The organism is Pedobacter miscanthi (assembly GCF_032678605.1).
GTDB lineage: Bacteria > Bacteroidota > Bacteroidia > Sphingobacteriales > Sphingobacteriaceae > Pedobacter > Pedobacter miscanthi_A.
This window is the reverse complement of sequence record NZ_JAVTSU010000013.1, coordinates 178418-200438: the sequence shown is the minus strand read 5'-3', so window position 1 is coordinate 200438 and position 22021 is coordinate 178418. Positions and strand designations below refer to the sequence as shown.

Sequence of the window (22021 nt, the reverse complement as noted above, 5' to 3'; positions counted from 1 at the left end):
GCATCGATTTTACATCGGGATCAAGAGGGATAAAGCGGATGGCAGGGCTGCATTTGCCAAGAATCGTTGTACGTTAGTTTTCAAAAAAAAGGAAATATGATGAGTATGGTGTTGCTAAAGCAGGAGGAGTTGTTCTGAATATTTTAAATCTTTGAATTCAAAATTAACATCAATAATAATCGAATTTTATACGGATGGAAAAGGGAGAACGTAAAAACGTTTATCAGGTTTATAATAAAATAGGTCAATGGTTTGCCGAAAACCGCTATGCCGATGCTGTTGAAGAAACTTACCTTAAAGAGTTGCTTCAAAATCTTCCGGCAGATGCAAAGGTTTTGGATTTAGGCTGCGGTAATGGAAAACCCATATTAGCATATTTTGTTAACCGGAGTATAAATGTTTTAGGTATCGATGCCAGCGAACAGATGCTCGAAATGGCAAAAGCCAATTTTCCAGCTACGCGGTTTATGCTGAAAGATATGCGTGAACTGGATCTGGATGAAAAATTTGATGCGGTAATTGCATGGCATAGTTTTTTTCATCTGCCTGCTGATGATCAACCTGGCATGTTCGGTATTTTTAAACAGCACCTTAACCCCAATGGTATTTTATTGTTTACCTCCGGAACCGAAAGGGGAGAAGCCTGGGGGCTAAATGGTGGCGAAAACCTTTTTCATGCTTCTTTAGATACAGCTGAATATCAGGCTTTACTTCAATCGAACCAGTTTGAAGTATTAAAACACAAAATAAACGATCCTGATTGCGGCGGCGCAAATGTTTGGGTGGCACAATATAAACCCTGATAATTTTGCCTTAACTTTGTGCTATGGCCGAACAGCAAAAAAATAACCCTTTACATGGGATCACCTTAGAAAAAATTGTAACCGATCTTCAAACACATTATGGCTGGGAAAAACTAGGGTCACTAATCAGGATTGATTGTTTCAATAATAACCAAACGGTTAAATCAAGCTTGAAATTTTTAAGAAGAATGCCCTGGGCACGAAAAAAGGTTGAAGAATTATACCTCGATACGTTTCATAAATCATAATCATAAAATGAGCGAAGGAATGAGTTAGAAGTCAAATCAGCATTCAATCATTCCTTCGCTCATCCGTTTATATAATTCATCCAATCTTCATCTTGATTTTCGAGATTTAAATAAACAAAATAACAAAGGTTTATTCATCATTAATCAATTTGAAAATGAAAGCAATTAAAGTTTTAGTAATCGCACTAGTAGCCGCTTTTACCATTAATACCGTAAGCGCTCAAACCGCAGCTCCGGCAAAAGCAGGAACAGAAAAATCACAGACCAAAAAAGGCCATAAAAAACACCATCATAAAAAGCACACAAAAAAAGTAGCTAAAGCTTAAAAAAAGGAAAGTCTTTCAGGTAAAACTGGAAGACTTTTTTGTTTATTTTGTTTGTTCAGAAATCCTGTTTTCGTAAAATTTAAGCATAGATGTAAATTCTGACCCGTATATTTGATTTTTAAAGCAGATTAATCACAGAATAACGCTAATGTCTCTCTCATTCTCCTCTGAAAATAGTTTTTCCGGTTTAAATCAAAAAGGAATGGTCATCTGGTTATTTGGACTTTCGGGTTCCGGAAAAACAACCATTTCGACCTTACTAAAAGAAAAGCTCGAAAAAGAAGGGTTTTTTACGGTAACCTTAGATGGCGATGTACTTCGTAGCGGAATCAACAAAGATCTGGGCTTTAGTGAATCAGACAGGGCCGAAAACATCAGAAGGGCAGCAGAAATTGCCAAACTGATGTTAACAAACAATATCATTACCATTTGTTCTTTCATTACGCCCTTAAAAGATCACCGCACATTGGCCGCCGAAATTATAGGCAAAGAATATTTTGAAGTTTATTTAGATTGTCCCTTGGCCATCTGCCAGGAAAGAGATGTAAAAGGCCTCTATAAAAATGCAGGTTTAAACCTGATTAAAAATTTTACAGGTGTCAGCGCTAAGTTCGAACCTGCAATAAACGCCAACCTGATGATCGAAACCCACAAGGAAAGCCCGGTTGAAAGCAGAGATAAAGTATTTGCTGAAATAATTTCAAAAATCTGCCTTTTTGCATAAACATCTTGTGCTAAATATCCGTAACTGGTTAAAATTTCCATAAAATCTTTAATGATTACTCCTTTTAGTTGTATTTTGAAGGCTTTTTTATTGTTTCAGATTAAAAATCTTAACGCAAACGTTTGTTAGTTTTTTTATTTCACCACATTCATCTGGTTTATTAGACAGATTTTTTTAATTAATGAATTAAAAAAATGAGTTCATTAATATTCCCTCCATATTCCTTCATTAGGTTTCCATTGTCTGGTAATAAGAGCGGTAAAATTGTTCCATTTCATTATTTAAGATCAAACGTTTGCGTGGTGTTTTAAGATTTTACCTGCTTCAAATCGCCTAAATTAGGTTTAGAAAGGACAAAAATGGGAGTGGGTAACCAACTTCACTGTTGAAGTTCTTTTTAAAACGAATGAGCAAAAAGCAATCTGAAATCCCCATGGTATAACGAAAAGATAACTGGCCTATGATTTAAAAAAACCAGATCTAAATTATCTCGCAACAACCTATCAACTAACTTAAAAACAACAATAACATGAAGATCAAGTCTTTACTGATTTTTGGTGCAATTGGCTTATTCTGGCTTAACGAAAGTAAAGCCTTTGCCAATATAAACCACAACACAAACATTAAGGCGAAGGGCCCTGCTTATTTTGCCGATATCACAATTAAAGGAAAAATAACCGATAAATCTGGCCCGGTACCCGGAGCAACCATCACCTTAAAATCAAATCCTGGTATTGGCACCTCTACAGATGGCGCTGGTAATTTTGCAATCACCGTACCTGCAGATGGTATTTTAATCATTAAATCCGTAGGTTATAAAACACAGGAAATTCCTGTTCAGGGCAGAAGCTCCATCAACATTAGCCTCGAAGAAGAAAATAATAACCTGAGCGATGTGGTTGTAGTAGGTTATTCATCAAAAAAGCAAGGAGAATTATCCAGTTCTGTTTCGGTAATTTCTGCCGAAAAGTTAAAAGGAGTAGCCTCTAACGATGTAATTTCAATGATCCAGGGTAAAGCACCGGGAGTGGTGGTTTCTTCAGGTAGCGGAGACCCGACAGCTGCACCTAGAATGACCATAAGGGGTATTGGAAGTATTAATGGAGGAACAGCGCCATTATTGGTTGTTGATGGAAATATCCTTGGTGCTTACGGTACCGAAGGAGCCACCTACAGTCCGAATGATGTAGAATCTATTACCATCTTAAAAGATGCCGCTGCTACCGGTTTATATGGCTCCCGTGCAGGTAGTGGTGTGATCATTGTAACCACTAAAACCGGTAAAGCAGGAGAATCGAAAATAGAATTTAGTTCAACAGTTGGTTTTAACTCGCCTTCTACGGGGCATTTCAAATTGATGAACAGCCAGCAATTGTATGATTATCAAAAAACATTTTCTAATCCCAATCCATCGGTTTTAAATAATGATACCAATTGGTGGGATTTGGCTACCCGTAACGGAATGACCCAAAATTACACAGTCTCAGCTTCTGGTGGCACCGAAAAAACAAGATATTATGTTGCAGGTAACTTTTACAGGGAACAGGGTACAGTGGTTAATAATGACAAGAATGCCTATAACCTGCGTGCAAACTTAAATAGCCAGTTAACTAAAAAACTAAAATTAAGTTTGCTGCTAAACGGTGTTTTTACGAGAAATAATTATGCAAACAGCAACTCTTTAGGTGATGGGTATTTGAACCTGCCTTTCGACCCGGCTTACAATGCGGATGGAACACCGGTTGATCCACGGATTACTCCAACATGGAAAGGCCGCGATGTTGAAAATTTTCTTCACTCTACGCAGTATAATTTATCTTATCAGAGAAGTTTGAACTTAAGTGCTGATGTAAATTTAGATTATAATATTGTAAAGAACCTTACATTTTCTAGTTACAACAGAACCACTTTTTACAATACGTTTGCCGTAGATTATTACGATAAAAGAACCAAAGAAGGTGGTGCAAACAATGGAGAATTATATAACTCCACAACTTACAAAAACAGGTTATTAAGTTCGAACAGGTTAAAATATGAAAACAGTTTTGGCGAAAACCACTTAACGGTACTGGCTGTAGGCGAAGCGGAGAAATCATATTATGATGATGCTTATTTAAATGGTAAAAACCTGCCTGCCGGCCGCCCGGTAATGTCTACCGCAACCGATATTATCAGTAACCCATCGGGAGGTACCAACGAATATAATTTTAGTAAATATTTAAGCCAGGTTGATTACAATTATGCAGGTAAATATTTTGCCATTGCATCATTTGTGCACGAAAATTCCTCGCGTTTTGGTTTAAATAAAAGTGGGGGCGATTTTTACCAGATGGGTGCATCCTGGATTTTAAGCAACGAACAATTTTTAAAAGGGTTTAAGCCCATTAGTTTCTTAAAATTAAGAGCAAGTTACGGCACAACTGGTAATGCCGAAATTGGCGATTACCCATCTTTAGGTTTGTATGCCATTGATGCATCGGCCAGTTATGGTGGTTTACCAGGAGCAAGACCAGATCAAAAAGGCAATCCTGATTTAACCTGGGAAAAGCAAAAAACAGCCAACATAGGTTTAGATATCGGTTTCTGGAATCGCATCGATTTAACTGTCGATTTGTATGATAAACGATCTAATGCCTTATTGTTTAAAGTGCCATTGCCTTCAACCGATGGATACGGTTATATTTTTCAAAATGTTGGGGCGTTAAAAAATAGAGGGGTTGAGTTTAGCTTAAATACCAAAAACTTTACCGGAGAATTCAAGTGGGAAACCAATTTTAACATGGCTTTTAACCGCAATACCATTTTAGGGCTTACAGAAGGAAAGGATGCCATTACACCAGGAGGTTCTCAGCCCAAAGCTGTGGGTCGTGATATTTACGATTATAAAATGCCGATCTGGGCAGGAGTAGATCCAAATAATGGCGATCCGCTATGGGAAAAAGTAATTACCGATGCAGATGGTGTAAACCATATTGCCGTAACCAATACTTACGCTCAGGCTACCCGCCAATATACGGGTACATCGGCCTCGCCAAAATTTACCGGCGGTTTTACCAATACATTCAGTTATAAAGGCATTTCGTTAAGCGCATTTTTCAATTTTGTTTATGGCAACCAAGTGTACAACAACAGTCGTGCTTATTTTGATAATGATGGCCTGTACGAAAGTTATAATGCGATGGTATTAAAGTCAGGCTGGAGCAGATGGGAGAAGCCAGGTGATATTGCCACCCATCCAAAGCCACTTTTAGGTGGTAATCACGATTCCAACCAGCAATCATCACGTTACCTGGAAGATGGAAGTTATATCCGTTTGCGCAACATTACACTCGGTTATCAGATTCCTGCCAGCTGGTTAAGCAAAATTAAAATCAGTAGCGCCAGGGTTTTTGTAAGTGGCGATAACCTTTGGACAGGAACTAAATTTTCGGGTATCGATCCTGAAGTTGTACTTGCACCAGATGATAACGATACCAATGTTATTCCAGGTAGCTCAAGTTTCAGATACCCAATGAGTAAAAAAATACTGTTTGGTGTAAACATTAGTTTATAGGAGAGGAAAAATATGAAAACGAATCAAATTAAAATATATATAGTTGCCCTTGCATTAATTTTTAGTGTAAGTAGTTGTAAAAAGGAAGTAAAACCCTCAACAGCGATAGATGATGAATCAGCATTAACCAATCCTGGTGATATAGAAACCGCAACAATTGGTACTTATGCCGTATTGAGAGATGCCACTTATGTAAGGAGCGCACATTTTTTAACCGAATATCAGGGCGACAATGTTGCGCAGGGCCAGCCCTCATCTGATGATTTATCGAGGTGTTACCGTTATAACCATATCCCCACGGGTACACACGGGGCAAATTTCTGGAAACAGGCATTTTATGTAATCGTAGCGGCTAACAAAATTATTGCAGCCATCCCGGATAATGCAAGTGTAGATTTAAAGCAGCTAAAAGGCGAAAACTTCTACCTAAAAGGAATGATGGAATTTAACCTCGTTCGTGTTTTTGGTAGGCCCTATACACAAGGCAATGGAGAAAACCCGGGTGTGCCCATTTTAAAAGAAGGGGTGCCTGCAGGTACTCCGGCAAGAAATACCGTTAAAGAAGTATATACGGCGGCCATTGCCGATTTATTAAAGGCTGCTGATTTAATGACAGTTTCCAAATCTGATATTTTTGCATCGAAAGAAGTTGCTTATGCATTGCTATCACGCGTTTATTTAAATATGGGCGATAATGCAAATGCTATAAAATATGCTGATCTGGTAATTGCTTCAGGCCGCTATAAACTTTTACAAGGGGCAGATTATGCCAGTTACTTTACCAAAACGCCCGAAGCCAATTCGGAAACCATTTTTGCCATCCGTTATACCAAAACAGAAGATCAGGATTTTGGCGCAATTGGCTCAATGTATTATAGTGGTACACCCGGAAGTTTGGCTACGCCAGGGCCACAAGGCAGTACCGGATATGCCGAAATTTATGCATCACAGCAATATGTTGCCGAGTTGGATAAAAACCCGGAAGATTTAAGACATAGTTTCATTGCACCTTATAAAGATAAAGGCGTACTGCAGGTAAATACCAAAATTTCGCCCAATGTGCCGATGTATTATGTCACCAAATATAATTTACAAGAAGGGATTGCAAATTTAAGTTCGCCGGTTTACCTGCGTTTAGCCGAGATGTATTTAAATAAAGCCGAGGCAAATGCCAAACTGGGCAATGCCCAACTGGCACTCGATGATGTAAACCTGATCCGTACCAGGGCCGGAATTCCTGTTTTAACGATTGCAGGAATTGCTGCGGCAAATAAAACAATATTGGATGTGGTTTTAGAAGAACGTAGACTAGAGTTTGCATTTGAAGGACAGCGTGCTTACGATTTGTTCAGAAACAACAGGCCAATGGTTAGAAACTATCCGGGTACACATGCTTTAAATAACACACCCAATACAAACATTACGCAAACCATTTTACCTACCGATGCACGTGTTATTTTTTATGTTCCACAGTATGAGATAGACAATAACAAAAATCTAACTCAAAACCCTTAACTCATTCGTGGTAAAATTATGATGGCTTTATCACCATTGAAATCAAAATTAAAGAGATGAAAAATATAAAAATATATGCTACGTGCCTGCTCTTTGCAGGCTTAGCCATAAGCTCGTGTAAAAAGGATAAAAGTGCTGAACTCACCTCCAATTTAGAAGAGGTCGTGTTAGACCGTTCGGGCTGGAGCGCAACAGCTTCTAGTCAGGAAACGGCTAATCTGCCGGCAACCGTTTTAGATGGCAATACCAATACTTTTTGGAGTTCGAATGCTACCGCAGCATTTCCGCACTGGTTATTAATCGATATGAAAAAACAGACGGTAGTTACCCAAATCGGTTTAACTACGAAACAGGGCGACCCGAAAGGGTTTACCAAATTTAGGCTGGAAGGCAGTAACGATGGAACCAGTTTTATAGCTATTGGCGAACTTGCATTTAACCCGGCACTTTATACCGAACAGGCATTTACCTTATCGCCGGCTAGAAATGTGCGTTACCTTAAATTAACTGCCATAGAAAAAGCTGCAACGCAAACGGGTAACATTACTTTTTTAGCGGAATTTAGTGTGACTGGCCTGCAGGAAAGAAAACCGCTTACCGATGTTGCATTGAGCAAAACAGGCTGGACGGCAACAGCTTCGAGCGAAGTAAATTTTCCGGGCGATGAACTGAACCTGGCCTCAATGATCGTAGATCCTATATCTACCAAAAGCCCGATACCTGATGATTCAAAAGTTCCTTCATTTTGGCAGGCCGATTACGATGTGTTGCATCCGTATCCGCATTGGATTATTGTTGATATGAAAAAAGCAAGTTTACTTTCTTACATCGGTCTTAATGCCCATACCGACCCGAAACAAGGTTTTAGCAAATTTTCTATTTCGGGGAGCGTAGATGGTGTTACTTTTACTCCATTGGGTGATGACCGCAATTTCAATCCAACAACGGTAAACGAACAGAAATTTGCGGTTTCTCCTGCAACTCCAATCCGTTATGTAAAAATTACCCTGCTTGAAGGTACAAGTTACCCTTGCCTTGCTAATTTTGAAGGATATGTGAAGTTATAAAACGTGGTAATTCAGTTAAAGCGATCGAATAGGATCGCTTTAACTGTTTATAGGTTGCTTTGTTATAGAATCTTAAACGATAAATAATATCTTTGGGCAGTTTCCATTATTATGAATAAAATTTTACAGATCATCCTTATTCTCAGCCTAACCTCATCTGTTTTCAGCTGTAAAAAGGGAAATATTAAAAACCTGAACAGCATTACTTATGGTTCCTCATTTGGCATGTGTGTTGGCTATTGCTCTAACAGCTTAATGATTAGTGATTTAAAACTTACCTTTTCTAAATCAAACAACGGACAGCCGGCAGTGACCAAAACCTGTAGTAAAACCATTTCGGAGGCTGATGTAGCTGCGCTGAAAAATGAGCTGAATATCAACAAAATCTCCTCTCTGCCCGAAGTAATCGGTTGCCCTGATTGTGCCGACGGCGGAGCAGAATGGATTGCCATTAATGCAGATGGTAAACAGTATAAAATTACTTACGAGTATGGTAAAGCGCCAAAAGAGCTGGAAGCCGCAGTGGCGAAACTAAAAGTGCTAAAAGATAGTTTTAAAGATTGTAATTAGCATACCGCGTTCTCTCATTAATTTTAATCAGTTCTTTTCAGTCTTTGTTTTAAAAAGATTGCTTCACTCCGTCACAATTTCCATCAGTTCGCAATTACGATAATTTGGATTTTTAAACCTTGAGTGGGCAAACTTAAATAGCTCCGGTTTTTTTGCCACCTAAACCCGATATACGTGGAAAGTGAGTTCTTCACGAGCTTGTAACATTAGCGGGGCCGAACCCAGCCTAAGGATTGCTGCAATTGCTTTCCAAATAATGTTTTGTAATCAAGAAAAGATGCTATAATGGATTTAATGTTTAAGGTGAGGTAGATTGCCTCACGCCATCACCGCTTCCTCCGCTTCGGTTCGCAATGACGATGACCTGGAAGAAAAATTACAACTCCTTAATCCTGAACTGAAAACCGGCAATTGCCAACTGAAAACTTTTTACGCTAACCCCTTGATTTTTAAAAAGAATTGTTCTACTTTTGCAGTCCGTTTTATGGGCTATCTGTAAAGATGCCGGGGGAGCGGTAAATTTTTTAATAAAAAACATAAAAAAGCACAATGCCAACCATTCAACAATTAGTTAGAAAAGGTAGAGTAGCACTGGAGTTCAAGAGTAAGTCTCCAGCGTTGGACAGCTGTCCACAGCGAAGAGGTGTATGTACACGTGTGTACACCACTACCCCTAAAAAACCAAACTCAGCAATGCGTAAAGTAGCCCGTGTTCGTTTAACGAACGGTAAAGAGGTTAATGCATACATTCCTGGAGAAGGTCACAACTTACAGGAACACTCTATCGTATTGATCCGTGGTGGTCGTGTTAAAGATTTACCAGGTGTACGTTACCACATCATCCGTGGTGCATTAGATACATCAGGTGTAGCTGGTCGTAACCAACGTCGTTCTAAATATGGTACTAAACGTCCTAAACCAGGACAGGTAGTTGCGGCACCAACAAAAGGTAAAAAGAAATAATCGGGAGGAAATAAGAAATGAGAAAGTCAAAACCAAAAAAGAGAATTATTCTTCCTGATCCAAAATTTAATGATGTTCAGGTAACTCGTTTTGTAAATAATATGATGTACGATGGAAAAAAATCTATCGCTTATTCTATCTTTTACGATGCTGTTGAAATTGCTGAGAAAAAAGCAGGTGAAAACGGTTTAGAGATATTTAAACGTGCTTTAACTAACATTATGCCAGCTGTAGAGGTTAAATCACGCCGTGTTGGTGGTGCTAACTTTCAGGTTCCAACTGAGGTTAGACCAGAACGTAAAACAGCTTTAGGTATGAAATGGTTAATTTTATATGCTCGTCGTCGTGGTGAAAAAACGATGAAAGAGAAATTAGCTGGTGAAATCGTAGCTGCTGCTAAAGGTGAAGGTGCTGCTGTTAAGAAGAAAGAAGATACGCACAAAATGGCTGAGGCTAACAAAGCGTTCTCTCACTTCAGATTCTAGTATTAGGATTAACAGATTAGTAAGATTACACAGATTTAATTAGAAGATTATACTGATTAGATAAATTACACCGATTTGTTATTACATAATCGGTGTAATCATTTAAAATCAGAAATCAAAAACATAACATGGCAAGAGATTTAAAATTTACAAGAAATATTGGAATCGCGGCTCACATTGATGCAGGTAAAACTACAACAACTGAGCGTATTCTTTATTATGCTGGTGTAAGTCATAAAATTGGTGAGGTGCACGAAGGTGCTGCAACAATGGACTGGATGGCACAAGAGCAAGAGCGTGGTATCACGATCACTTCTGCTGCAACTACGGTTGATTGGAATTACAGAGGTCAAAAGTATCACGTTAACGTGATTGATACTCCGGGTCACGTGGATTTTACCGTTGAGGTAAACCGTTCATTACGTGTACTAGATGGATTAGTGTTCTTGTTTTCGGCTGTTGATGGTGTTGAGCCTCAATCGGAAACTAACTGGCGTTTAGCAAACAACTACAGTGTGCCTCGTATTGGTTTCGTTAATAAAATGGACCGTTCCGGAGCAGACTTTTTAAAAGTTGTTAAACAAGTTAAAGAAATGTTGGGTAGTAATGCAGTTCCATTACAATTACCTATCGGATCTGAAGACCAGTTTAAAGGAGTGGTTGATTTAATCAACAACCGTGGTATTGTTTGGAATGAGCATGATAAAGGAATGACCTTTACTGAAGTGCCAATCCCTGAAGATATGGTTGATGAGGTTGCTGAGTGGAGAGAGAAATTACTTGAATCGGTTGCTGATTATGATGAGTCGTTAATGGAGAAATTCTTCGAAGCGCCAGAAACAATCACAGAACGCGAAGTTTTAGATGCTTTACGTGCAGCTGTTTTAGATGCTAAAATTGTACCTATGGTTTGTGGTTCATCTTTCAAAAACAAAGGTGTACAAACCATGCTTGATTATGTGATGGAATTATTGCCTTCACCTATGGATAGCGAAGGTGTTATTGGTACTAACCCAGATACTAACGAAGAAGTTTTATTAAAACCAAGCATTAGTGAGCCGTTTGCAGCTTTAGCTTTTAAAATTGCAACCGATCCATTCGTAGGTCGTTTATGTTTTATCCGTGTTTACTCGGGTAACTTAGAGGCGGGTTCTTATGTTTATAACTCTCGTTCAGAAAATAAAGAGCGTATTTCACGTATCTTCCAAATGCATGCTAACAAGCAAAACCCTGTGCCAAATGTGGCTGCTGGTGATATTGCTGCGGTAGTTGGATTTAAAGATATCAAAACAGGTGATACACTTTGTGATGAGAAAAACCCAATCGTTCTTGAATCGATGGATTTCCCAGAGCCAGTTATCGGTTTAGCTATTGAGCCTAAAACTCAGGCTGATGTTGATAAATTAGGTATTGGTTTAGGTAAATTAGCTGAAGAAGATCCTACTTTCAGAGTTCAAACAGATCAGGAAACTGGTCAAACTGTAATCTCTGGTATGGGTGAGTTACACTTAGATATTTTAATTGACCGTTTAAAACGCGAATTTAAAGTAGAAGTTAACCAGGGTGCACCACAAGTAGCTTACAAAGAAGCTATTTTCGGTACAACTACTCACCGTGAGACTTATAAAAAACAATCAGGTGGTCGTGGTAAATTTGCTGATATTTCAGTAGTGATCTCACCAATTGATGCTGATTTCGAAAAAGGTGGCTTACAATTCGTAAACGAAATTACTGGTGGTTCAATTCCTCGTGAATTTATCCCTTCTGTAGAAAAAGGTTTTGCGGCATCTATGGCGAATGGCGTATTAGCAGGATATCCACTTCCTGATATGAAAGTTCGTTTAACAGATGGTTCATTCCACGCGGTCGATTCAGATGCTTTATCATTTGAGCTTGCAGCTAAAATGGCATACCGTGAGGCTTTACCTAAATGTAAACCTACTTTGATGGAGCCAATCATGAAAATCGAAATCTTAACCCCTGAAGAAAACATGGGTGATGTGATCGGTGATATGAACCGTCGTCGTGGTCAGCTATTAGGTATGGATACCCGTAACGGATCTCAGGTAATTAAAGCAACTGTGCCTCTTTCTGAAATGTTCGGTTATGTAACCCAGTTACGTACCATCACTTCGGGCCGTGCAACTTCTACAATGGAATTTGACCACTACGAAGCTGCGCCTAAAAACGTACAGGATGAAGTAATTGCTAAATCTAAAGGAAGAGTAAAATCTGAAGACTAGTTAGAATAAGTATTTTAGTATCAAGTATCGAGTATCAAGACGGATTGTCCGATCTTGATACTCGATACTAAATACTTGCTACTTAAAAAGATAAATCCGGTCTTTGTTATTAATAGCTCTAACAAGGATCATAATTAAAATAAAAAATGAGCCAAAGAATCAGAATTAAATTAAAATCTTACGATTACAACTTGGTAGATAAATCTGCTGAGAAAATCGTAAAAACTGTTAAACCTACGGGTGCAGTGGTTAGTGGTCCGATTCCACTTCCAACAGAGAAAAAAATCTTTACTGTATTACGTTCTCCACACGTAAACAAAAAAGCCAGAGAGCAGTTCCAATTATGCGCTTACAAACGTTTATTGGATATTTATAGCTCTAACTCTAAAACAGTTGATGCTTTAATGAAACTTGAATTACCTAGCGGTGTTGAAGTTGAAATCAAAGTTTAATTGATTTTAAAAGAACAGAAAAGGTTGTGATGCAAATCACGACCTTTTTTTATGCCCAACCATTTTCAAACAAAAACGGGTAAGTTCGGTTTAACTGATATGAACAAAGATGAGAATCAAAACGAAAAACTGCCCGTTGAAGGACAGGATTTTGCTAAGCCGGCAGAAGAGCAGGAAAAGAAACCCTCCTCACACGGCGAAGTAGCCAATCAAAAAGAAGGTGACTTTTCTGAATTGGAAGAAAGCAGGATGGAACACCCACCCAAACATCGTGAAGAAAACGGATCGGGCAAGGATGATGTAGACAGTGATACCAAAATTAACCAGGGCAAAGGGGTTAAATAGTAATTAATTATCAACTAAACATTTTCATCATATTAATTGTTATTAAGCAGTAGAATCACCTGAAAGTATTGCGATTATGGAAATGAATGATGAGAATAATAAAAAGGAAATTGATCCGCAACCGGATGCTAATCATGACCAGGAAATAGATTGGGATAATGGAGAGGCAACTTATGGACATAAACGTACTGATTTTAAACGTAAAGACCAGCCCGATGAAGCCCATTTGGAGAAAACTGAAAATGCGGGAGAGCATGATGTGAATACTGCACTAAAAAATGCCAACTTAAGCCAAAATGATGATATTGGCAGCAGAAACAAAGAAGCAAATAAAGGATTGAAAGGAACAGATCAATAGCCCAATTATTTAAAAGGGAATATTCATATAGAATAATCCCCTAGTAATATTGATGCATTTTCCGGTAGATGGAAATTAATGAGGATTCCACAACTTAATGCTTTAATCAAGTGGCAAATGCCCTTAAATCGTTTAGTCTCTGATTTTTTTAGTTAATCTTTGTCGCGAATCCTACAGCCGTGCAAATTTCAACGATTTAGCGACAATTTACAAAATACACAACTATATCTTTATTGATATATGTCAAATTTAAATGTCTTTCTCATCTATGCGGCATTGTCAATATAAATCACTGGTCTGTGAATAATCCTGCCTGATTCTTTCTCCGTAATTTTTAACCCGATCAACATATTCTGGTGCTTTTTCTCTAAAATCATCTACTAACGATTTTCCGTCTGTAGTTCTTTTTCTTGTAGCATATTTAAATCCGTAAACAGCTGCAGCACCTAATATGGCATATTTTAATAGTCCCATAACTTATAAATTTATATCCCGGTATTTAATGCGCGGTCCTCATCTGTTTCATCAAGGCCAGTATTGGTTTTAAAATCATCTGATGAACTTCCGGTATGGCTTTCGGCACTTTTTACAGTAGGGTGCTTATCCGGGCTATTATAGGCATCATCACTAAGCGAATCTTTACCCTGAGTACCCGAATTATCATAGCCGTCTTTAGCCAATGGATTGCCTTTAATCAGTTCACTCGGTTCCTTGCCATAAGCGGTAACCTCATTAACATCATTGCCAGCTTCATAAGCTTTTTGTACATCCGATTTTTCTTCCTGTTTGTTATCTTGCCCTACGTAACCTTCGGTATGTTCTTCCTTATTATAGATGCTCGTTTTCATACAAATAAATTAAATCTCATTTAAACAACGTTTCTGAAACCAAAAGGTTTGTATTTTATTATTGATATCGTGACTTAAGGCTTAGAATATATTTATTTTAATCGTTGATATTTAACTTAATATTACTAAGCTGATAACTGGTATAATTTTAGCAAATGCACGAGTAATTAAATTTAAATATGAGCAAGGCAGAGCAAAATCGAATTAATCAACAATATGCCAATCAAAAAGCATGGCTTAAGTGGGGGCCATATGTTACAGAGCGACAGTGGGGAACCGTGAGGGAAGATTATAGCCCCGGTGGAAATGCCTGGGACTTTACAACACATGATACTGCGAGGAGCAAAGCCTTTAGGTGGGGTGAGGAAGGATTGGCAGGCATAAGTGATGATCAGCAACTGCTTTGTATAGGATTAGCTTTATGGAATGGCAGGGATGCTATTTTAAAAGAACGGCTTTTTGGTTTGAACAATGGAGAGGGAAATCACGGCGAAGATGTTAAAGAAATTTATTATTATCTGGATAATACACCCATGCATACTTATATGCAAATGTTGTATAAATACCCGCAGTCTGCTTTCCCTTACACCAGGCTTATAGAAGAAAATGCTAAACGATCCAGGCAGGAGCCCGAATTTGAGCTGATGGATACTGGTATATTTGATGAGGATAAATATTTTGATGTTTTTATCAATTATGCAAAAAATGATGTGGATGACTTGCTCATTAATTACACCATTTTTAACAGAAGTAATGAAGATGCCGAGCTTCATATCTTACCACAACTATGGTACCGTAACAACTGGAGTTGGAATGGCGCTACTGCTAAACCTGCAATTAGCAGTATTGGACAAAATAAACTGCTTTTGCATTCAGAAAAACAAGGTAAATTGTATTTTTATACAGATGGCGGGCCTGAATTTTTATTTACCGATAATGAAACCAATAACGAACGTTTATATCAATCTGCCAATGTATCAGATTTTGTAAAGGATGGTATAAACGACTATCTGGTAAACGGGAATAAAAAGGCTATAAATCCAGCTAAAACAGGAACCAAAGTTGCAGTTCATCATACAAAGCTTATTCCTGCAAAACAAAGCGTCAGCATCAAATTAAGGTTAAGCAGTAGCCAGTTAAAAGCACCGTTTGAAGATTATGATCAGATTTTTGAAGATCGTAAAAATGAAGCCAATGAATTTTATGCCGGTAAATATGCTGTGGATTGTAGTGATGAAGAAAAAATGCTGCAACGGCAAGCTTGGGCGGGTATTTTGTGGAATAAGCAGTATTATAATTATGATGTAAATACCTGGTTAAAGGGCGATGCAGGTTTCCCAAAACCAGCAAATGAAAGATCGTGTGGTAGAAATTACCATTGGAGCCATTTTATGGCCAATGATATTATTTTAATGCCTGATAAATGGGAGTACCCCTGGTTTGCGGCCTGGGATCTTGCTTTTCATTGCATAGCGCTTGCACCTATAGATCCGGATTTTGCCAAACAACAATTGCGATTGTTATTAAACAATAGTTATATCCATCCAAACGGACAATTACCTGCATACGAATGGGATTTTACGGATGCAAATCCGCCGGTGCATGCATTGGCTTCTTACAAGGTTTACCTGGTAGATAAGAAAATAAAAGGAACCGGTGATTTAAAGTTTTTAGAAGAAGTATTTCAACGTTTACTCCTCAACTTTACGTGGTGGGTAAACCAGAAAGATAGTGAGGGTAATAATATTTTTGAAGGTGGCTTTCTGGGACTTGATAACATTGGGGTGTTTAACCGCAGTGAGCCTGTTCCCGGCGGTGGTTTTTTGGAGCAAGCCGATGGCACCAGCTGGATGGCTATGTATGCTTTGAATATGCTTCAGATAAGTATAGAACTTGCCTTACAAAATTCGTTATATGAAGATATGGCAATAAAATTTGCAGAACATTTTTTATTTATTGCCGGATCAATTGATAATATGGGCGACCATCACGTTGGATTATGGGATGATCATGATGGCTTTTACTACGATTTATTACGTAATCCCAATGGAGATTGGGATCGGTTACGCCTCCGCTCTCTTGTTGGTTTAATCCCCATGTTTGCGGTAATCGTTTTTAGCGATAAAGATTGGAAAGATTTGCCGAAACTTAGATCTCATTTGGAAGCTTTTATGCTCCAACGCCCTGATTTAGTGCAACTGGTGAGTCATTGGGCAGATACAAGTGGAAATGATAAACACTTGTTTTCGCTTTTACGTGGCCATAGGATGAAAATGCTCTTACGCAGAATGCTGGATACTACCGAGTTCCTTTCTGATTTTGGTATTCGATCGGTTTCTAAAACTTATGAAACCCATCCTTATCGTTATTGGTTAAATGGGAGTGATTATTCTGTAAAATACGTTCCTGCAGAAAGTGATACTGGCATGTTTGGTGGCAACAGCAATTGGCGCGGACCAATTTGGATGCCTTTAAACTATTTACTGGTTGATGCTTTAAAACACTTTCACGAATATTATACAGATGATTTTAGGGTAGAATATCCAACAGGATCAAACGAATATTTCTCATTGAATGAAATTGCAGATTTATTGAGCAAAAGGATGAAAAATTTATTCCTTAAAAATGATAAAGGGGAGCGTGCAGTATTTGGGGGTTATCCCAAATTAAATCACGACGAACATTTTAAAGACTATATTTTATATTACGAATACTTTAACGGTGAAAATGGAAAAGGCTTGGGTGCTAGCCATCAAACCGGGTGGACTGCTTTGATTGCCCTTTTATAGAAGTAAAAATGATCCATGCCATATATTCCACTTAATAGACTTAAAAAATCAAAGGTTTTAAAAACGAATCTTTTTATTAAAGCCCCTGAATCATTAACTTCGCCCAAAATTAATGGAACGCATGGAGTGGAAATATTTACTTTCGAATAAACGGTACGGTCAGGAACAATACGGGGCCAGTACCGATCGTGCGCGTTCTGATTTTCAACGTGATTACGACCGTTTGATTTTTTCATCTCCATTTAGAAGATTGCAGAATAAAACGCAGGTTTTCCCTTTACCAGGTAGTGTTTTCGTTCACAATCGGCTTACCCATAGTTTAGAGGTGGCAAGCGTGGCCCGCTCCATGGCTAATATTTTTCTGAACAACATCAGCATAAATCAACCCGAACTTATTAAAGAAGTGCCTTTAATTAATGAAGTAGGGAATATTGTGGCCGCGGCTGCATTGGCGCATGATTTGGGTAACCCTGCTTTTGGCCATTCAGGTGAAGCAGCCATTTCGAGGTACTTTACCGATGGCGACGGCCGTGTGTATCAAAAAGACATGAACGAATCGCAGTGGCATGATTTGATTAATTTCGAAGGAAATGCAAATGCCATCCGGATCCTTACCCACCCGCTAAAAGGAAAAGGCAATGATGCTTATGCCTTAACCTATTCAACCCTGGCTTCTATCGCAAAATATCCATGTGCATCAATCGCAGGGAAACAAAAAGGCCTTTTGCACCGTAAAAAATATGGTTTCTTCCAGTCAGAAGAAGCAACATTTAAAAAAATTGCTACCGAACTTCATTTAGATCAGGAAGAAAACCACTACCTGATTTATAAACGCCATCCTCTGGTGTACCTGGTAGAAGCCGCAGATGATATCTGTTATAGCATTATCGATCTCGAAGATGCACACCGTTTAAAAATCCTGTCGTACGAAGAAGTAAAAAACTACCTATTGCCATTTGCCAATTCTACAACGATTGAAGAACGTTTAAAAAATGACTATGAAGACGATGATGCCAAAATCGGATTGCTAAGGGCAAAAGCCATTAACACCTTAACCAACCAGTGTGCAAGCATCTTTTTCGAACAACAAGAAAAATTGTTAAAAGGAGAACTCAATCAAAGCCTAACTGATTTATTGCCTGAACCATACATTTCAGCCTGGAAAGCTGTCGAAAAAATTTCTGTCGAACGCATTTATAACTTCTCTTCCGTAATACAAAAAGAAGTGGCAGGTTACAAAATTATGGCAGGTTTGTTAGAAGAGTTTGTGCCGGCACTCATCCACAACAATACACACTATTATAAAAAACTGGTAAAGCTGATCCCTAAACAATACCATACCGATTTAACCGATATTTATTCGATTATACAAAGTGTATTAGACTTTGTATCGGGCATGACCGATCTGTATGCTGTAGATTTATACCGGAATATTAAAGGCATTTCATTCCCTTCTGAAACCTAACCTTATTTAGGTGCCTGTCTATTTTCTTTATCTGTCGCGATTTATTGTGATGGAAATGACCGTTGGTGTAAAATTATGAATCATGTTTTTATATATAAATCTGATTTTCAATATTTTGAGTATTTGTAATTAGTCTTTCGTGTAAAACAGGGATGCCAACCTGTACTAATTATTAGATTTGATCGTTCGGCTTCTTATTTTTTGAGGCCGGATAATTAGATCTCATCCCTATTTCATGAAAAAAATTTTACTGATCACTTTGCTAAGTATGGGTTTGGCTTTGGCTGTTAAGGCACAGGCTCCACAACAATTTAACTATCAAGGGGCCGCCAGAAATGCAAATGGTACTCCGCTGGCAAATAAAAGCATATCACTTCGAATCAGTATCCTGGATGCCTCGGCAACCGGCACGGTACAATATTCGGAAGTAAGGAGTGTAACCACAAATCTTTTAGGTTTATATGCGGTAGCCATCGGATCAAGTGGTGCTAATTCAGCTACCGGCACTATAGGAGGAGTTACCTGGGCAGGTGGATTAAAATTTGTGAAAGTAGAAATCGATCCTGATAATGGAAGCAATTTTACTTTAGCTGGAACGGCACAATTGTTAAGCGTTCCTTATGCCTTGTATGCCGCCAATGGACCAATAGGGCCCAAAGGCGATCCGGGAGCAACCGGGCCGGCCGGAGCACAAGGTATAGCCGGTGTGGCAGGACTGCAAGGACCAGCAGGCGTTGCCGGAGCAACGGGCGCGCAAGGACCCATCGGTTTAACCGGCGCACAGGGCGCAGTGGGTGCTACAGGTGCACAGGGCATAAAAGGTGATGCTGGTGCAACAGGCGCTACCGGATTGCAGGGTTTGCAAGGTATCCAGGGTGTAAAAGGTGATAAGGGCGAAAAAGGTGATGTTGGGCCTGTTGGTCCATCTACCGGAACTGCCGGAGGCGATTTAACCGGAAATTATCCAAATCCAACCATAGCCAGTCTTCAGGGGAAAACATTAAACGCAGCGGCACCAGCCAATAACCAGGTACTTTTATTTGATGGATCTGCCTGGAAACCCGTAACCCTGGATGTTAATCAGTTATCGGGGGCAAAAGCATTAACTTCTACCGATTTAAGTGTAAGTGCTAATGGGACTTCCGCATTATTAAAAGATGTAGTAATTGATATTAATGCAGGTGCCGTAAGTACAATTAAACTGGCTGATGCTGCAGTAACCTCCATTAAAATCGGGAATAAAGAAGTTAAGAATATCAATATCGGTGATGCCGCTGTAAACACCCTTCAACTTGCTGATGGTTCGGTAACTACACCTAAACTGGCTGATGCTGCAGTAACCTCGATTAAAATCGGAAACAAAGAAGTTAAAAATATCAACATTGATGATGCTGCTGTAAATACCCTTCAACTTGCAGATGGTTCGGTAACTACACCTAAACTGGCTGATGGTGCAGTAACCTCCATTAAAATCGGAAACAAAGAAGTTAAAAATATCAACATTGATGATGCTGCTGTAAATACCCTTCAGCTTGCAGATGGTTCGGTTACTACACCTAAACTTGCTGATGGTGCAGTAACCTCTATCAAAATCGGAAACAAAGAAATAAAAAATATCAATATTGATGACGCTGCTGTAAATACCCTTCAGCTTGCAGATGCCTCAGTTACCCTTGCTAAATTAACAACCAATGGTACAACCGACGCAAATAAGGTGTACATCACCAACGTCACCACTGGAAAACCCGAGCTGATTAGCAGAACATTATTTGCAAATGCAAATGCCTGGGCTTTGCGTGGAAATACCGGAAACATCGATCAGAACAATAATTTCCTGGGTAATACCGATGATGTGGCCATTAACTTTTTGGTTAACGGTTTAAAGTCGGGGCGATTAGGCAATTCGGCAGAAACCAATATTTCTTATGGTTATAAAACACTTACCGCAAATGTAACTGGTTTTAATAACAGTGCATTTGGAAGAGAGGCCTTGTCGGTAAATATTTCGGGTTACGAGAGCAGTGCATTTGGTTATCAGGTATTACAACATAGTTTTAGCGGAATTAACAATAGCGGCTTTGGTTCACAGTCATTATCAGCAAATACAGTTGGTTCTAACAATACGGCACTGGGTACGCACACTTTAATGGCCAACGGAACAGGAATTTCTAACACTGCTGTAGGAAGTTTAGCGCTGGAGGCAAGTAATGGTGACAATAACACTGCAATTGGTTATGCTGCAGGCTCAAAAAACAATGGGCTAGGGAATATTTTTATTGGCAGTAATGCCGGTAGCAATAGCACAAATATCAATAATGCGCTCGTAATTGCTAACAGCAATACCAATTACCCTTTAATAGCCGGAAATTTTACAACAAACGGAGGTTCCATAACCCTTAATGGAACGGCGGCTGCCACTTCTACAGCTTATGCACCGGCCAGCGCCAGTACCTTAAATGTAAATGGTTCTGTTTCGGCCAGTATTTTAACATTTACTGCGGCAGGTACTTTAACGCTTGATGCCAGTCATTATACCGTTAGGATTAAAAATGTGGGTACGCCTGTAACGGTTAACCTTCCAGCGGCCAGTAGTTGCAAAGGAAGAATTTATGTAATTGTTAAAGCTTTATCATCAGGTGATGTGACGTTGAATAATCCGGTGCTGTTGAACGACGATTCGGGTTTAACCACCATTACCGGAAATAAATCCTTTACCATCCAAAGTGATGGTTCAGCGTGGATCTCTTTAAACTAAACGTAATGAGGAAAATATACTACCTGCTTATATTCTTGTTACCAATGTTTTTTGCGAACAAGCTGAAAGCACAGAACTTGCCCTATATATTTAATGCTACCAGTGGCTACAGCAAAATCAATAATCAATTATACGATTTTAGCATAGGAGAAATGACAGTGGTGCAAACTTTCCAGGCCAATAGTACCACATTGAGCCAGGGTTTTTTGCAACCTTTCCTGATTATAGCAACCACAGCTGATGTTGCTGTTGTAAACAATATCCTAACGCCAAATGGCGATGGTAAAAATGATTTTTTTGTAGTTAAAGGGTTAGAAAAGTATCCGAATAACAAACTCACCATTTTTGATAGGGGAGGAAGGATGATTTATACTGCTACAAACTACCAGAACAATTGGGACGGTTACTTTAACGGGAAGCCATTGATGGAAGATACCTATTACTACATGCTCGATTTGGGTACAGATGGATCTATTAAAGGTTTTATATCAATATTATATAAAAAATAACGG

At 38.8% G+C, this 22021-nt stretch carries 20 protein-coding genes; 18 read left to right on the top strand and 2 right to left on the bottom strand.

Features of this window, described 5'->3' with window-relative positions; genetic code table 11:
* Nucleotides 1–194 precede the first annotated feature (194 nt).
* The 14 genes from R2R28_RS19865 (at nt 195) to R2R28_RS19800 (ending at nt 13652) form a co-directional block, all read left to right on the top strand.
* Nucleotides 195–803 carry a class I SAM-dependent methyltransferase gene (locus tag R2R28_RS19865; RefSeq protein ID WP_316827408.1) on the top strand — a complete coding sequence of 203 codons (609 nt, stop codon included), beginning with the start codon at nt 195–197 and terminating at the stop codon, nt 801–803.
* 23 nt (nt 804–826) lie between these two features.
* On the top strand, nt 827–1051 hold the full coding sequence (locus R2R28_RS19860) for a VF530 family protein (RefSeq protein ID WP_316827407.1): 225 nt from the start codon (nt 827–829) through the stop codon (nt 1049–1051).
* A 155-nt stretch (nt 1052–1206) separates the two neighbouring features.
* Nucleotides 1207–1377 carry a hypothetical protein gene (locus tag R2R28_RS19855; RefSeq protein ID WP_316827406.1) on the top strand — a complete coding sequence of 57 codons (171 nt, stop codon included), beginning with the start codon at nt 1207–1209 and terminating at the stop codon, nt 1375–1377.
* Between the two features lie 148 nt (nt 1378–1525).
* A complete protein-coding gene (cysC, locus tag R2R28_RS19850) occupies nt 1526–2101 on the top strand; it encodes an adenylyl-sulfate kinase (protein WP_316827405.1) in 576 nt (191 codons plus the stop codon).
* 529 nt (nt 2102–2630) lie between these two features.
* On the top strand, nt 2631–5654 hold the full coding sequence (locus R2R28_RS19845) for a SusC/RagA family TonB-linked outer membrane protein (RefSeq protein ID WP_316827404.1): 3024 nt from the start codon (nt 2631–2633) through the stop codon (nt 5652–5654).
* A 12-nt stretch (nt 5655–5666) separates the two neighbouring features.
* Nucleotides 5667–7169 carry a RagB/SusD family nutrient uptake outer membrane protein gene (locus R2R28_RS19840; RefSeq protein ID WP_316827403.1) on the top strand — a complete coding sequence of 501 codons (1503 nt, stop codon included), beginning with the start codon at nt 5667–5669 and terminating at the stop codon, nt 7167–7169.
* A gap of 56 nt (nt 7170–7225) precedes the next feature.
* The gene (locus R2R28_RS19835; protein ID WP_316827402.1) at nt 7226–8236 is read left to right on the top strand and encodes a discoidin domain-containing protein; all 1011 of its coding nucleotides are present in this window, start codon (nt 7226–7228) and stop codon (nt 8234–8236) included.
* 111 nt (nt 8237–8347) lie between these two features.
* Nucleotides 8348–8806 carry a hypothetical protein gene (locus R2R28_RS19830; protein ID WP_316827401.1) on the top strand — a complete coding sequence of 153 codons (459 nt, stop codon included), beginning with the start codon at nt 8348–8350 and terminating at the stop codon, nt 8804–8806.
* A 549-nt stretch (nt 8807–9355) separates the two neighbouring features.
* Complete coding sequence (gene rpsL, locus R2R28_RS19825) at nt 9356–9769, top strand: 30S ribosomal protein S12 (RefSeq protein WP_029278631.1); 414 nt, start codon at nt 9356–9358, stop codon at nt 9767–9769.
* Nucleotides 9770–9786: 17 nt separating this feature from the next.
* Entirely contained in the window at nt 9787–10254 is a 468-nt protein-coding gene (gene rpsG / locus R2R28_RS19820; RefSeq protein ID WP_056097505.1) for a 30S ribosomal protein S7, read from the top strand.
* Nucleotides 10255–10382: 128 nt separating this feature from the next.
* A complete protein-coding gene (fusA, locus tag R2R28_RS19815; RefSeq protein ID WP_316827400.1) occupies nt 10383–12497 on the top strand; it encodes an elongation factor G in 2115 nt (704 codons plus the stop codon).
* Nucleotides 12498–12643: 146 nt separating this feature from the next.
* Nucleotides 12644–12949, top strand: coding sequence for a 30S ribosomal protein S10 (rpsJ, locus tag R2R28_RS19810; RefSeq protein ID WP_008244591.1), 306 nt, complete (start codon nt 12644–12646; stop codon nt 12947–12949).
* A gap of 51 nt (nt 12950–13000) precedes the next feature.
* Nucleotides 13001–13294: a hypothetical protein gene (locus tag R2R28_RS19805; protein ID WP_316827399.1), complete on the top strand. Its 294-nt coding sequence runs from the start codon at nt 13001–13003 to the stop codon at nt 13292–13294.
* Between the two features lie 76 nt (nt 13295–13370).
* The gene (locus tag R2R28_RS19800) at nt 13371–13652 is read left to right on the top strand and encodes a hypothetical protein (RefSeq protein WP_316827398.1); all 282 of its coding nucleotides are present in this window, start codon (nt 13371–13373) and stop codon (nt 13650–13652) included.
* A gap of 279 nt (nt 13653–13931) precedes the next feature.
* On the opposite strand, the gene R2R28_RS19795 is transcribed toward R2R28_RS19800, so the two are convergent.
* Both R2R28_RS19795 and R2R28_RS19790 read right to left on the bottom strand, forming a co-directional pair.
* The gene (locus R2R28_RS19795) at nt 13932–14126 is read right to left on the bottom strand and encodes a YtxH domain-containing protein (protein ID WP_316827397.1); all 195 of its coding nucleotides are present in this window, start codon (nt 14124–14126) and stop codon (nt 13932–13934) included.
* A gap of 11 nt (nt 14127–14137) precedes the next feature.
* Nucleotides 14138–14500, bottom strand: coding sequence for a hypothetical protein (locus R2R28_RS19790; RefSeq protein WP_316827396.1), 363 nt, complete (start codon nt 14498–14500; stop codon nt 14138–14140).
* Between the two features lie 179 nt (nt 14501–14679).
* On the opposite strand from R2R28_RS19790, the gene R2R28_RS19785 reads away from it, so the two are divergent.
* From R2R28_RS19785 to R2R28_RS19770, 4 genes are all read left to right on the top strand, one after another.
* On the top strand, nt 14680–17289 hold the full coding sequence (locus R2R28_RS19785; protein WP_316827395.1) for an MGH1-like glycoside hydrolase domain-containing protein: 2610 nt from the start codon (nt 14680–14682) through the stop codon (nt 17287–17289).
* Between the two features lie 121 nt (nt 17290–17410).
* Entirely contained in the window at nt 17411–18754 is a 1344-nt protein-coding gene (locus R2R28_RS19780; RefSeq protein ID WP_316827394.1) for a deoxyguanosinetriphosphate triphosphohydrolase, read from the top strand.
* 235 nt (nt 18755–18989) lie between these two features.
* On the top strand, nt 18990–21509 hold the full coding sequence (locus R2R28_RS19775; protein WP_316827393.1) for a hypothetical protein: 2520 nt from the start codon (nt 18990–18992) through the stop codon (nt 21507–21509).
* 5 nt (nt 21510–21514) lie between these two features.
* Nucleotides 21515–22018, top strand: coding sequence for a gliding motility-associated C-terminal domain-containing protein (locus R2R28_RS19770; RefSeq protein WP_316827392.1), 504 nt, complete (start codon nt 21515–21517; stop codon nt 22016–22018).
* Nucleotides 22019–22021 lie beyond the last annotated feature (3 nt).

What these genes read in the sequence shown, in the direction of transcription:
- R2R28_RS19780 (WP_316827394.1), top strand. Translation starts at nt 17,411, where the DNA reads ATGGAGTGGAAATATTTACTTTCGAATAAACGGTACGGTCAGGAACAA.
- R2R28_RS19855 (WP_316827406.1), top strand. Translation starts at nt 1,207, where the DNA reads ATGAAAGCAATTAAAGTTTTAGTAATCGCACTAGTAGCCGCTTTTACC.
- R2R28_RS19865 (WP_316827408.1), top strand. Translation starts at nt 195, where the DNA reads ATGGAAAAGGGAGAACGTAAAAACGTTTATCAGGTTTATAATAAAATA.
- R2R28_RS19830 (WP_316827401.1), top strand. Translation starts at nt 8,348, where the DNA reads ATGAATAAAATTTTACAGATCATCCTTATTCTCAGCCTAACCTCATCT.
- R2R28_RS19800 (WP_316827398.1), top strand. Translation starts at nt 13,371, where the DNA reads ATGGAAATGAATGATGAGAATAATAAAAAGGAAATTGATCCGCAACCG.
- rpsL (WP_029278631.1), top strand. Translation starts at nt 9,356, where the DNA reads ATGCCAACCATTCAACAATTAGTTAGAAAAGGTAGAGTAGCACTGGAG.
- rpsJ (WP_008244591.1), top strand. Translation starts at nt 12,644, where the DNA reads ATGAGCCAAAGAATCAGAATTAAATTAAAATCTTACGATTACAACTTG.
- R2R28_RS19785 (WP_316827395.1), top strand. Translation starts at nt 14,680, where the DNA reads ATGAGCAAGGCAGAGCAAAATCGAATTAATCAACAATATGCCAATCAA.
- R2R28_RS19860 (WP_316827407.1), top strand. Translation starts at nt 827, where the DNA reads ATGGCCGAACAGCAAAAAAATAACCCTTTACATGGGATCACCTTAGAA.
- R2R28_RS19840 (WP_316827403.1), top strand. Translation starts at nt 5,667, where the DNA reads ATGAAAACGAATCAAATTAAAATATATATAGTTGCCCTTGCATTAATT.
- rpsG (WP_056097505.1), top strand. Translation starts at nt 9,787, where the DNA reads ATGAGAAAGTCAAAACCAAAAAAGAGAATTATTCTTCCTGATCCAAAA.
- R2R28_RS19775 (WP_316827393.1), top strand. Translation starts at nt 18,990, where the DNA reads ATGAAAAAAATTTTACTGATCACTTTGCTAAGTATGGGTTTGGCTTTG.
- R2R28_RS19845 (WP_316827404.1), top strand. Translation starts at nt 2,631, where the DNA reads ATGAAGATCAAGTCTTTACTGATTTTTGGTGCAATTGGCTTATTCTGG.
- R2R28_RS19795 (WP_316827397.1), bottom strand. Translation starts at nt 14,126, where the DNA reads ATGGGACTATTAAAATATGCCATATTAGGTGCTGCAGCTGTTTACGGA.
- R2R28_RS19790 (WP_316827396.1), bottom strand. Translation starts at nt 14,500, where the DNA reads ATGAAAACGAGCATCTATAATAAGGAAGAACATACCGAAGGTTACGTA.
- R2R28_RS19770 (WP_316827392.1), top strand. Translation starts at nt 21,515, where the DNA reads ATGAGGAAAATATACTACCTGCTTATATTCTTGTTACCAATGTTTTTT.
- R2R28_RS19835 (WP_316827402.1), top strand. Translation starts at nt 7,226, where the DNA reads ATGAAAAATATAAAAATATATGCTACGTGCCTGCTCTTTGCAGGCTTA.
- fusA (WP_316827400.1), top strand. Translation starts at nt 10,383, where the DNA reads ATGGCAAGAGATTTAAAATTTACAAGAAATATTGGAATCGCGGCTCAC.
- R2R28_RS19805 (WP_316827399.1), top strand. Translation starts at nt 13,001, where the DNA reads ATGCCCAACCATTTTCAAACAAAAACGGGTAAGTTCGGTTTAACTGAT.
- cysC (WP_316827405.1), top strand. Translation starts at nt 1,526, where the DNA reads ATGTCTCTCTCATTCTCCTCTGAAAATAGTTTTTCCGGTTTAAATCAA.